This window comes from Shinella sp. M31 (assembly GCF_049199205.1).
GTDB lineage: Bacteria > Pseudomonadota > Alphaproteobacteria > Rhizobiales > Rhizobiaceae > Shinella.
In genome coordinates this window covers 1-12,001 of sequence record NZ_JBLZPH010000015.1, presented here as the reverse complement: position 1 = coordinate 12,001, position 12,001 = coordinate 1, and the positions used below count along the sequence as shown (strand labels likewise).

The 12,001-nt window shown below is 63.3% G+C and carries 7 protein-coding genes; 6 read left to right on the top strand and 1 reads right to left on the bottom strand.

Annotated features, from left to right (window positions below; all coding sequences use genetic code 11):
- The first annotated feature begins 115 nt into the window (after positions 1–115).
- The 6 genes from ACOZKU_RS02840 to clpB all read left to right on the top strand — a co-directional run bounded on the left by ACOZKU_RS02840 (position 116) and on the right by clpB (position 9,599).
- Complete coding sequence (locus ACOZKU_RS02840; RefSeq protein WP_314089285.1) at positions 116–1,390, top strand: aspartate kinase; 1,275 nt, start codon at positions 116–118, stop codon at positions 1,388–1,390.
- 86 nt (positions 1,391–1,476) lie between these two features.
- Entirely contained in the window at positions 1,477–3,744 is a 2,268-nt protein-coding gene (gene ptsP, locus ACOZKU_RS02835; RefSeq protein WP_421577572.1) for a phosphoenolpyruvate--protein phosphotransferase, read from the top strand.
- 22 nt (positions 3,745–3,766) lie between these two features.
- Positions 3,767–4,849: a peptide chain release factor 1 gene (prfA, locus tag ACOZKU_RS02830; protein ID WP_421577571.1), complete on the top strand. Its 1,083-nt coding sequence runs from the start codon at positions 3,767–3,769 to the stop codon at positions 4,847–4,849.
- Positions 4,846–5,718, top strand: a complete 873-nt coding sequence (gene prmC, locus ACOZKU_RS02825; RefSeq protein WP_421577570.1) for a peptide chain release factor N(5)-glutamine methyltransferase — start codon at positions 4,846–4,848, stop codon at positions 5,716–5,718. Before prfA ends, prmC begins: the two co-directional genes overlap by 4 nt.
- Positions 5,719–6,048: 330 nt before the next feature.
- The gene (locus tag ACOZKU_RS02820) at positions 6,049–6,738 is read left to right on the top strand and encodes a DUF4167 domain-containing protein (protein ID WP_421577569.1); all 690 of its coding nucleotides are present in this window, start codon (positions 6,049–6,051) and stop codon (positions 6,736–6,738) included.
- A 254-nt stretch (positions 6,739–6,992) separates the two neighbouring features.
- On the top strand, positions 6,993–9,599 hold the full coding sequence (gene clpB / locus ACOZKU_RS02815) for an ATP-dependent chaperone ClpB (RefSeq protein WP_421577568.1): 2,607 nt from the start codon (positions 6,993–6,995) through the stop codon (positions 9,597–9,599).
- 55 nt (positions 9,600–9,654) lie between these two features.
- On the opposite strand, the gene ACOZKU_RS02810 is transcribed toward clpB, so the two are convergent.
- Positions 9,655–11,610, bottom strand: coding sequence for a M23 family metallopeptidase (locus ACOZKU_RS02810; protein WP_421577567.1), 1,956 nt, complete (start codon positions 11,608–11,610; stop codon positions 9,655–9,657).
- Between the last annotated feature and the right edge of the window lie 391 nt (positions 11,611–12,001).

The following is a 12,001-nucleotide window of genomic DNA, read 5'->3' as shown; positions in this document are numbered from 1 at the left end:
TCCGAACCGTACCGATTGGTACAGTTTGCGCATTGCACAGCGCGGGGTCTTCCGCTAAGAACCCCGCGGTTTCTCCCGCGCGCTCGCGCGACATCGAAAATAGCGGTAAACATCCATGGCACGCATCGTGATGAAATTCGGCGGAACGTCCGTCGCTGACCTCGACCGTATCCACAATGTGGCCCGCCATGTGAAACGCGAGGTCGATGCCGGCCACGAGGTCGCCGTCGTCGTTTCGGCCATGTCCGGCAAGACGAACGAACTCGTCGCCTGGGTGCAGAACATGCCGAAGGTGACGGGCGCCAATTCGCCTTTCTACGATGCGCGCGAATATGACGCCATCGTCGCCTCGGGCGAACTCGTCACCGCCGGCCTTCTCGCCATTGCGCTCCAGTCGATGGGTGTCGATGCCCGCTCCTGGCAGGGCTGGCAGATCCCGATCCGCACCGACAACGCCCACGGTGCCGCCCGCATCCTCGAGATCGAGGGTTCGGATATTATTCGCCGTATGGGCGAGGGTCAGGTGGCCGTCGTTGCCGGCTTCCAGGGCCTCGGCCCCGACAATCGCGTCGCGACGCTTGGCCGTGGCGGCTCCGATACCTCGGCCGTTGCCATCGCCGCCGCCGTCAAGGCGGACCGTTGCGATATCTATACCGATGTGGACGGCGTCTATACGACCGATCCGCGCATCGAGCCGAAGGCCCGCCGCCTGAAGAAGATCGCCTTCGAGGAAATGCTCGAAATGGCCTCCCTCGGCGCCAAGGTCCTCCAGGTGCGCTCCGTCGAGCTTGCCATGGTGCACAAGGTGCGCACCTTCGTGCGTTCGTCTTTCGAGGATCCCGATGCGCCGGGCATGGGCGATCTTCTGAACCCGCCCGGTACGCTGATTTGTGATGAGGATGAGATCGTGGAACAGGAAGTCGTAACCGGCATCGCCTATGCCAAGGATGAAGCGCAGATCTCGCTCCGCCGCGTCGCCGACCGGCCGGGCGTTTCGGCCGCGATCTTCGGCCCGCTTGCCGAAGCCCATATCAATGTCGACATGATCGTCCAGAACATTTCCGAGGACGGCTCCAAGACCGACATGACCTTCACGGTTCCCTTCGGCGACGTGGAAAAGGCGCTGAAGGTTCTGGAAGGCGCCAAGGAGCAGGTCGGTTTCGACGTGATCCAGCACGAAACGGGCCTGGTGAAGGTGTCGGTCATCGGTATCGGCATGCGCAGCCATGCCGGCGTTGCCGCCTCGGCCTTCCGGGCGCTTGCCGACAAGGGCATCAACATCAAGGCGATCACGACCTCGGAAATCAAGATTTCCATCCTGATCGACGGTCCTTATGCGGAACTCGCCGTTCGGACTTTGCATTCCGTCTACGGTCTGGATAAGAAGTAATTACCAGCCGAGTCGGCGCCGATCCTGTGATCACCAGCGCGGGCCAGCGCCGGTGAGGTAACGTCATTTTCGGGAGACGCCACGCGATGAGAGATCTCTCCGCGGGTCCGCGCGTTCTTCTCAAGCGGCTGCGCGAGTTGATGGCGGAGCCGCTCGAGCCGCAGGAGCGCCTAGACCAGATCGTGCGCCAGATCGCGCAGAACATGGTCGCGGAAGTGTGTTCCGTCTACGTGCTGCGCTCCGACGGCGTTCTCGAACTCTACGCGACCGAAGGTCTCAATCCCGGTGCCGTGCACTTGGCCCAGCTTAAGATGGGGCAGGGCCTCGTCGGCACCATCGCAGCCTCCGCCCGGCCGCTGAACCTGTCCGACGCCCAGTCGCATCCCGCCTTCACCTATCTGCCGGAAACGGGCGAGGAGATCTACCACTCCTTCCTCGGCGTTCCTATCTTGCGCACCGGCAGGGCGCTCGGCGTGCTTGTCGTGCAGAACAGGGCGAGCCGTACCTACCGCGAAGACGAGGTAGAGGCGCTCGAAACGACGGCGATGGTGATTGCGGAAATGGTGGCGACCGGCGAGCTGAAGAAGCTCACCAAGCCCGGCCTGGAGCTGGACCTGTCGCGCCCCGTCGCCATCGAGGGGGCGAGCTTCGGTGAGGGCATCGGCCTCGGCTATGTCGTGCTGCACGAGCCGCGCATCGTCGTCACCAATCTGCTCAACGAGGATTCCGAACACGAGCTCGGCCGTCTTGCCGAAGCTTTGGGTTCGCTGCGCATCTCCATCGACGACATGCTGTCGCGCCGCGAAATCTCCATGGAAGGCGAGCACCGCGAGGTCTTGGAGACCTACCGCATGTTCGCCCATGACCGCGGCTGGGTGAGAAAGCTCGAAGAGGCGATCCGCAACGGCCTGACGGCGGAAGCGGCGGTCGAGCGCGTGCAGAGCGAGACCAAGGCGCGCATGATCCGCCTGACGGACCCCTATCTGCGCGAACGCATGCACGATTTCGACGACCTGGCCAACCGCCTGCTGCGGCAGTTGACGGGCTACGGCGCGAAACTCTCGGCCAGCAGCTTCCCGAACGACGCGATCGTCGTCGCGCGCGCCATGGGTGCGGCCGAACTGCTAGACTATCCGCGCCAGAACGTGCGCGGCCTCGTGCTGGAAGACGGCGCGGTCACCAGCCACGTCGTCATCGTCGCGCGCGCCATGGGCATTCCGGTTGTCGGCCAGGCGGCGGGTGCCGTGGCGCTGGCCGAAAACGGCGATGCCATCATCGTCGATGGGGACGATGCGCGGGTGCATCTGCGCCCGCTCTCCGATCTCCAGCGCTCCTATGAGGAAAAGGTGCGCTTCCGCGCCCGCCGGCAGGAGCAGTATCGCGCGTTGCGCGCCGTCGAGCCTGTCACGAGGGATGGGCGCCATATCAATCTGCAGATGAATGCGGGCCTGCTTGTCGACCTGCCGCATCTCAACGAATCCGGTGCGTCCGGCATCGGCCTCTTCCGCACCGAACTTCAGTTCATGATCGCCTCGACCATGCCGAAGGCGGAGGAGCAGGAGGCGTTTTACCGCAACGTGCTGAAACAGGCGGGCGGCCGTCCGGTGACCTTCCGCACGCTCGATATCGGCGGCGACAAGGTCGTGCCCTATTTCCGCGCGGCGGAAGAAGAAAACCCGGCGCTCGGCTGGCGGGCCATCCGCCTGTCGCTTGACCGGCCGGGCCTGTTGCGCACGCAGTTGCGCGCCATGCTGCGCGCGGCGGCAGGCGCCGATCTCCGGCTCATGCTGCCGATGGTGACTGAGGTTTCGGAGCTGAAGGAAGTCCGCGATCTCCTTCAGAAGGAAATCCAGCGCCAGTCGAAGATCGGCGAGCAGCTGCCGAAGAAATTGCAGTTCGGCGCCATGCTCGAAGTGCCGGCCTTGCTCTGGCAGATGGACGAGCTGATGGCGGAGGTGGACTTCGTCTCGGTCGGCTCGAACGATCTCTTCCAGTTCGCGATGGCCGTCGACCGCGGCAATGCCCGGGTGTCGGACCGTTTCGATACGCTCGGCCGCCCGTTCCTGCGCATCCTGCGCGACATCGTGCGCGCCGGCGAACGCAACGACACATCGGTGACGCTGTGCGGCGAGATGGCGAGCAAGCCGATCTCCGCCATGGCGCTGCTGGGTATCGGCTTCCGCTCCGTCTCGATGTCGCCGGCCGCCATCGGCCCGGTCAAGTCGATGCTGCTTTCGCTCGATGCCGGCAAGCTCGAAGCGCTGCTGACGCCTGCGCTCGACGACTTGAAGCCGACGGCTTCGATCCGCCAGATCCTCACCGACTTTGCGGCCGAAAACGGCATTCCGCTTTAAAGATATGATTGGAGTTTGAACGGTGGCGAAGCTTCCCGTTGAAAAGATGCGCGAACTCGAACGCCGTTTCGGCGAGATCGAGGCACGCATGTCGGCGGGCCCGGATTCGGAGACCTATGTGCGGCTCGCCTCGGAATATTCCGAGCTCCAGCCGGTCGTTACGAAAATCCGCGAATACCAGAAGGTCGATGGCGAAATCGCCGACCTCGAAGCCCTGTTGAACGACAAGACGACCGACCGCGAGATGCGTGATCTCGCCGAAATGGAGCTGCCGGAGCTGAAGGAACGCCTCGAAGGCCTCGAAAAGGAGATGCAGATCCTGCTTCTCCCCAAGGACGCGGCCGACGAGAAGAGCGCGATCCTCGAAATCCGCGCCGGTACGGGCGGTTCGGAAGCAGCCCTCTTTGCCGGCGATCTCTTTCGCATGTACGAACGCTACGCCGCCGCGCATAACTGGAAGGTCGAGGTTCTCTCCTCAAGCGAGGGGGAGGCGGGCGGCTTCAAGGAAATCATCGCGACGATTACGGGGCGCGGCGTCTTCGCCAAGCTGAAGTTCGAATCCGGCGTGCATCGCGTGCAGCGCGTGCCGGAGACGGAGGCGAGCGGGCGCATCCATACCTCGGCAGCGACTGTCGCCGTTTTGCCGGAGGCGGAAGAGATCGATATCGAAATCCGCCCGGAAGACATCCGCATCGATACGATGCGCTCGTCGGGTGCCGGCGGCCAGCATGTCAACACGACCGACTCGGCTGTGCGCATCACGCATCTGCCGACCGGCCTTGTCGTCACCAGCTCTGAAAAGTCGCAGCACCAGAACCGCGCCAAGGCCATGCAGGTCCTGCGTTCGCGGCTCTACGATATCGAGCGCCAGCGCGCCGACAGCGAACGTTCCGCCGATCGTAAGAGTCAGGTCGGCTCGGGCGACCGGTCCGAGCGCATTCGGACCTACAATTTTCCGCAGGGCCGCGTGACGGACCACCGCATCAACCTGACGCTCTACAAGCTCGACCGGATGATGGTGGGCGAAATCGACGAGATCGTCGATGCGCTGGTGGCCGATTATCAGGCGGGCCAGCTCGCCCAGCTCGGCGAACAGGGCCGATGAGCGGCGCGACGCTCGCCGAGGTTCTGGCCGCGGCGCGGCGCCAACTGGCGGATGGCGGTATTGCGGATGCGGCGCAGGATGCGCGCGCCCTGGTCTCCGGCGTCCTCAAGCTTTCCTCGACGGCGATCCTTACCGAGGGGGCTCGCGTTCTCGGCGCTGCCGAACAATCGGCCGTCGACGCGGCCGTTGCCCGCCGCGTGGCGCGCGAACCCGTTCATCGCATTCTCGGCCATCGCGCCTTTTCGCGGCTCGACCTTGCCCTTTCGCCGGAAACGCTGGAGCCGCGTCCCGATACGGAGGTGCTTGTCGATACGCTCGTACCCTATGCGCGGAAAATCCTGGCCGAAACGGGGGGCTGCCGCATTCTCGATCTCGGCACGGGCACCGGGGCGATCTGCCTTGCGCTGCTCGATCTCGTGCCGGGTGCGACGGGGGTGGGCGCGGATCTTTCGGCGGGCGCCCTTGAAACGGCGCGGCGCAATGCCGATCTCAATGGTGTCGCCGACTGCTTCGAAGCGGTCGAGAGCGACTGGTTTGCAGCCGTGACCGGGGCCTTCGACATCATCGTGTCAAATCCGCCCTATATCGTGCGTTCCGTGGTCGGAACGCTGGACGACGAGGTCCGGCTCTTCGATCCGATCCTGGCACTGGATGGCGGCGAAGACGGGCTTGCTGCCTATCGCGCCATCGCCGCCGGTGCAGGCGATCATCTCAGGGAAAACGGCCTGGTGGCATACGAAATCGGCTATGACCAGAAAGACGCGGTGACCGCGATCATGCGCGAAAACGGTTTCGCGCGGATCGAAGCGGTGGCGGATCTGGGTGGCAACGACCGGGCGCTTGTCTTTGCAAAATCGGCGGCCTTCTAAAGTTTTGCTGCATGTGCGCAGCAAATTCCGAGAGCCTGAAGAAAAGGCTTGGAATTGTGAAGGAAGCGGGCTAGGTTGCGGCCACGCACTGGGCAAGCGGTCATGACACAGAGATTCGTTCCTGCATGACCCCGATCGAGGATTGCTCTCTCGAAGAGTTGATAGGGTTGAAGACTGCCCTGTGCGGGTACCTGTTAATTTAACGTCTTACGGCGACAGGACCACCCACCGGCGTGGTTTGCCCGCGGGTAAGGATGCTTGATTTGGCATGGCCGGATCAAGCATGCAGACACATGATCATCCAGACACGATACGTTAGGTGAGTGAAATATGAGGCCAGGACAGCAAAACAAGCGCGGCCGCGGGCGTAACAACAATAATAACAACAACAATAACAGCAATAACCACAACAACCACCGCAAGGGCGGCAATCCCCTGACGCGGACCTACGACAGCTCGGGTCCGGACGTGAAGATCAGGGGCACGGCCCAGCACATCGCCGAAAAATACACCACGCTCGCGCGCGACGCCCAGAGCGCCGGCGACCGTGTCATCGCGGAAAACTACTTGCAGCACGCCGAGCATTATAACCGCATTATCGCGGCAGCGCAGGCGCAGATGCAGGAACGCTATCCGCGTGACGAGCGCGCCGACAATGCCGACCGCAGCGATGACAACGACGGTTATGATCGCGATCAGGACGATGGCGACGCGATGCCAGCAGACGAGCCGGCACCCGTTGCCGCAGCGCCTGTTGCCAAGCCCGCGCCGAAGCCGGCGCCCCGGCCCGTCGTCGAGCAGCCCGTCATCGATGGCTCCGGACCGCAGCCGGTCATCGACGGCACGCCGGCCGAAGTCGCGCTTGAAGAAGAAGCCGCAGCGCCTGCCGGCCGCGCACCGCGCCGCCGCAGCAATACGCCGCGTCCGCGCCGCCCGCGCCGTGGCGAAGGCCAGTCCGCCGGTGAGGACGGTGCATCGTCCGGTGACGATTCCCCGGCGCTCGAGCCTGCTTCGGAATAACGAAGCGCTCTTCAGAACCATCAGGAACCCGGCCTCGTGCCGGGTTCTTGCGTTTTGGCAGGCCGTTTGGAAAAATATCGGCTGGGGCTGGCGACGATCCTTTAATTCGCAAACGCGCTCCACCATATTCGCTTCAGGCGGTTGACCGGTCGCAAGGCCGGGGCGCCGCAAGCATGAAAGGTTCGCCTTGATGGGAGCCTATCTTCAAATCGTCGACCGGTGCCTGAAGGGCCGGCCGAGTCCTGGAGGCCTATATGAACATTGAAAAATACTCCGAACGCGTGCGCGGGTTCCTGCAATCCGCCCAGACCAAGGCGCTGGCCGACGGCCATCCGCAGTTCACGCCCGAACATGTGCTGAAAGTGCTGCTCGACGACGAGCAGGGCATGGCCGCATCGCTCATCGAGCGCGCCGGCGGCAATGCGCGCGATGCGCGGATGGCCAATGACGCCGCCCTTGCCAAGCTGCCGAAAGTTTCCGGCGGCAACGGGCAGGTCTATCTCTCGCAGCCGCTCGCCAAGGTTTTCTCTACCGCCGAAGACGCCGCCAAGAAGGCCGGCGACAGCTTCGTCACGGTCGAACGCCTGCTTCTGGCGCTGGCCATCGAAAAATCCGCTGCGACTTCCGATATCCTGGCGAAAGCCGGCGTGACCGCCGTCAAGCTCAACCAGGTCATCAACGACATCCGCAAGGGCCGCACCGCCGATACGGCAAGCGCCGAGCAAGGCTTCGATTCGCTGAAGAAATTCGCCCGCGACCTGACCGCCGATGCGCGCGAAGGCCGGCTCGATCCTGTTATCGGCCGCGACGACGAAATTCGCCGCACGATCCAGGTCCTGTCGCGCCGCACCAAGAACAATCCTGTTCTGATCGGCGAGCCCGGCGTCGGCAAGACGGCGATCGCCGAAGGCCTTGCGCTCCGTATCGTCGATGGCGACGTGCCGGAAAGCCTGAAGGACAAGAAGCTGATGGCGCTCGACATGGGCGCGCTGATCGCCGGTGCGAAATATCGCGGTGAATTCGAGGAGCGCCTGAAGGCCGTTCTTGCCGAAGTGCAGGCGGAAGACGGCGAGATCATCCTGTTCATCGACGAGATGCACACGCTGGTCGGCGCCGGCAAGGCGGAGGGGGCGATGGACGCCTCCAACCTCCTGAAGCCCGCGCTTGCCCGCGGTGAGTTGCATTGCGTCGGCGCCACCACGCTCGACGAATACCGCAAGCATGTCGAGAAGGATGCGGCTCTTGCCCGCCGGTTCCAGCCCGTCATGGTGGAAGAGCCGACCGTTGAGGACACGATCTCGATTCTGCGCGGCCTGAAGGAGAAGTACGAGCAGCATCACAAGGTCCGGATCTCCGATTCGGCGCTGGTTGCCGCCGCGACGCTCTCCAACCGCTACATCACGGATCGCTTCCTGCCGGACAAGGCCATCGACCTGATGGACGAAGCCGCCTCGCGGCTGCGCATGCAGGTCGATTCCAAGCCGGAAGAGCTTGACGAACTCGATCGCCGCATCATCCAGCTGAAGATCGAGCGCGAGGCCCTGAAGAAGGAAACCGACCGGTCGTCGCAGGACCGACTCGAAAAGCTCGAAGTCGATCTCGCCGCGATCGAGGAAGAAGCCTCGGCGCTGACCGCCCGCTGGCAGGCGGAAAAGTCGAAACTCGGCCGTGCTGCCGATTTGAAGCGTCAACTCGACGAGTTGCGCAATGAACTCGCCATTGCCCAACGCAAGGGTGAATTCCAGCGCGCCGGCGAACTGGCCTATGGCATCATCCCGAAGCTCGAAAAGGAGCTGGAAGAGGCTGAAGGCCATGAGGTCGGTGATGTCGATCCGATGGTGCAGGAGGTCGTGACCCCCGACAACATCGCCCATGTGGTCTCCCGCTGGACGGGCATTCCCGTGGACAAGATGCTGGAAGGCGAGCGCGACAAGCTGCTCAGGATGGAAGACGAGCTTGCCAAGTGGGTCGTCGGCCAGGGTGATGCCGTCCAGGCGGTGTCCCGTGCCGTTCGCCGTGCCCGCGCCGGCCTGCAGGATCCGAACCGGCCGATCGGCTCGTTCATCTTCCTTGGGCCCACCGGCGTCGGCAAGACGGAGCTGACCAAGGCGCTTGCCCGCTTCCTGTTCGACGACGAGACGGCGATCCAGCGCATGGACATGTCGGAGTATATGGAGAAGCACTCCGTTGCCCGGCTGATCGGCGCGCCTCCCGGCTATGTCGGCTATGAGGAAGGCGGTGCGCTTACCGAATCCGTCCGCCGCCGGCCCTATCAGGTCGTGTTGTTCGACGAAATCGAGAAGGCGCATCCGGATGTCTTCAACGTGCTCCTGCAGGTTCTCGACGACGGCCGCCTGACCGATGGCCAGGGCCGCACCGTCGATTTCCGCAACACGATGATCATCATGACGTCTAACCTCGGTGCGGAATATCTGACGGCGCTCGGCGAAAACGAGGATAGCGATACGGTTCGCGACCAGGTGATGGATGTCGTGAAGACGGCGTTCCGCCCGGAATTCCTGAACCGCGTCGATGAGATCATCCTGTTCCACCGCCTGAAGCGGTCGGAAATGGGCGCGATCGTCGATATCCAGCTGGCGCGTCTGCGTAAGCTGCTGACCGATCGCAAGATCGTTCTCGACCTCGACGAGGAGGCCGTGCACTGGCTGGCCGAGAAGGGATACGACCCGGTTTATGGTGCGCGTCCGCTGAAACGGGCGATCCAGAAGCACCTGCAGGATCCACTGGCGGAGAAGATCCTCTCCGGCGACATCCCGGACGGTTCGACCGTCAAGGTGACTGCCGGTTCCGACCGGCTGCTCTTCTCGCCGCGCAATGCCGCGGTGAACAAGGCTGCCTAACCAGGCTCTTGTCCCTGAAAAAACGAAGCGCGGGTCTCGGCCCGCGCTTTTTGTTTTAGTGGGTTTCGGCGACTTGTGTCGGGTCGCCGCGGCCAAGCAGGTCGTCGATACGCTTGCGCTCCGTCTCGAACTGGGCGAGCGCCTTGCCTTCCAGCGATTTGCCACCGGGCAGTCGGATTTTCAGCGCATCCACCTTGTTGCCGTTGACGATCAGCTCGTAGTGCAGGTGCGGGCCGGTCGAAAGGCCGGTCGTGCCGACGAAGCCGATCACCTGGCCCTGCCGCACCTTCGCGCCGACCTTGACGCCCTTGGCGATGGCGCTCTGGTGGTTGTAGGAGGAGACGTAGCCGTTGGCGTGGCGGATCAGCGTTTGGTTGCCGTAGCCGCCGGAATCCCATCCGGCTTTTTCGACCACGCCGTTGCCGGCGGCGATGATCGGCGTGCCACGCGGGGCTGCCCAGTCCACGCCGGTATGCATGCGCGAGAAGCCAAGGATCGGGTGGCGGCGCATGCCGAAGCCGGAGCGGAACGTGCCGTTCGGAACCGGGTTGCGCAGCAGGAACTGACGGATGCTCTTGCCGTCTTCGTCGTAGTAGTCGACCGAATCGTCTTCCGGATTCTGGAAACGGTAGACGCGGGTTTCCGAGTCGCCGAACTTGGCGTCGAGGAAGAGGAGTTCCGAATCCTCCGTCGCTAGGCCTTTTTCATCGGCCACCGAGAAGAAGGCTTCCAGACTGTCCGTCGGGCGAAGCTGCGCCTGGAAATCGACATTGCTGGCGAGAACGCGAATGATTTCCGCTGTCATGTCCTGACCCATGCCGTAGGATAGCGCGGCACGATAGATGCCGTCATAAACACGGGGCAGGTCGCGGCCGGCGATGATGGTCGGCCGGTCGTCGGCATCGAAGGCGGTCGCCACGGCATCGAGAACCGGCGGCTCGGCGCCGCTGACGAAGCGGCCGGCATCATCGAGTGCGGCCGTCACGACATGGTGCCCGCGCGAATAGACGCTGGCGCGCACGATGCTGGCCTCCTTGCCCTGCTGCGAAATGCAGATGCGCAGGACATCGCCTTCGGCCAGCTGCTTGCTGCCCAGCTGGCCCTCGAGATAAGCGGAGAGGTCCTCCGCCTGGGCCTTGGTATAGCCCGCCGCCGTCATGATCTCGGTGATATCGGCCGCACTGCGCACCGGAATGACGTCGTCGGCATATTCGGTATCGTCGGGGGTCGCCGTATCGAAGTTCGAAACGCTCATATTCTCTTCGACCACGCGCGCGGTCAGGCCCTGCAGCAGATCGAGGTCGGACCCCTCGGAGGCGAAGCGCTGCGGATCGACATAATAGAGGGATGCGACCTGCGTATCGCCGTCCGTCAGGACCGAGCCGTTGGTGCGGACGTTTTCCTCGACCTCTTCGATCGACATCTGGTCGGCATAATCGAGTGCCGAGCCCCCGGTCGGGAAAGCGTCGGTCTGCAAGGCCACTTCGGATTCGACATCCGAACCATAGATCGTGCCCATGCGCGGGGCCGATGCCGCGTCCTTGCCGTTGGTCGAGAAGATCGCCAGCGGATCGAAGCGCGGGTAGTCCTCGGTCGTCGCATGATTGGCGGCGAGTGCCATCTTCACATGGGCGAAGGGCTGGCGCCGCACCACTTCCTTCTGGCCGTCGTGGATCATGGTGGAAATTTCCATGATCTTCTTGTCGGCGGGCTTGGTGACGATGGCAGGCTCCAGCACGCGTTCGCCGCGCTTGGCCGTTTCGCCGGTCTTGTTCGTCTGGTTGGCCGTGCCGATCGCCGCATAGGCTTCTGCCGGAATGGCAAGCTGCTGGCGCCCGTCGAGGGCGGCAAAAAGCGCGACGCCCATGAGGATGGAAGAGGTGATGCCGGTCAGGAAGGTGCCGGACAGCCAGCGCAGCGAAATCTCGCGACGGTCGGGCGCCTTGCGCCCGTCGGCGAGGATCGGCGGTTCATTGCCGAGGGATCGGATCATGTTCCTGTGGGTGGTCATGCCGATTGCATTCGCCCTGTCTTATCGTTTCAGCGCGGGAAGATGCACGCAGGTGGGCCCGCGAGTCAAATCACGCTGCTTCTATGCTCCTCTCTAGAGGCGCCGATTGTGATAATCTGAGGGCAATTAGGCGCTTTCACACGGTTTGCGGTGTAAACCGCCTGGAAATCCGGCCTTTCGCCGCGGCAAATGAAAGGCAAACGCATTTTTTCGAAGATTTTTTCAAAAAAGTGTCACATGGCTGTTGACGGTTGAAAACTGTGGGCCTATAACCCGGCCATCGAACGAGAGCGGCGGCGCTTCTGGCGGCCGACGAACTCGCTCTAAGGTTTCCTGATGGAGCTGGTGAGAATAGGGCCTGATTTGGTTCAGGGTGTTTTTGCTGCTTTTG

Excerpts from the sequence above, each read along its gene's own strand:
- ptsP (WP_421577572.1), top strand. The coding sequence starts at position 1,477 with ATGAGAGATCTCTCCGCGGGTCCGCGCGTTCTTCTCAAGCGGCTGCGC.
- clpB (WP_421577568.1), top strand. The coding sequence starts at position 6,993 with ATGAACATTGAAAAATACTCCGAACGCGTGCGCGGGTTCCTGCAATCC.
- ACOZKU_RS02810 (WP_421577567.1), bottom strand. The coding sequence starts at position 11,610 with ATGACCACCCACAGGAACATGATCCGATCCCTCGGCAATGAACCGCCG.
- ACOZKU_RS02840 (WP_314089285.1), top strand. The coding sequence starts at position 116 with ATGGCACGCATCGTGATGAAATTCGGCGGAACGTCCGTCGCTGACCTC.
- prmC (WP_421577570.1), top strand. The coding sequence starts at position 4,846 with ATGAGCGGCGCGACGCTCGCCGAGGTTCTGGCCGCGGCGCGGCGCCAA.
- ACOZKU_RS02820 (WP_421577569.1), top strand. The coding sequence starts at position 6,049 with ATGAGGCCAGGACAGCAAAACAAGCGCGGCCGCGGGCGTAACAACAAT.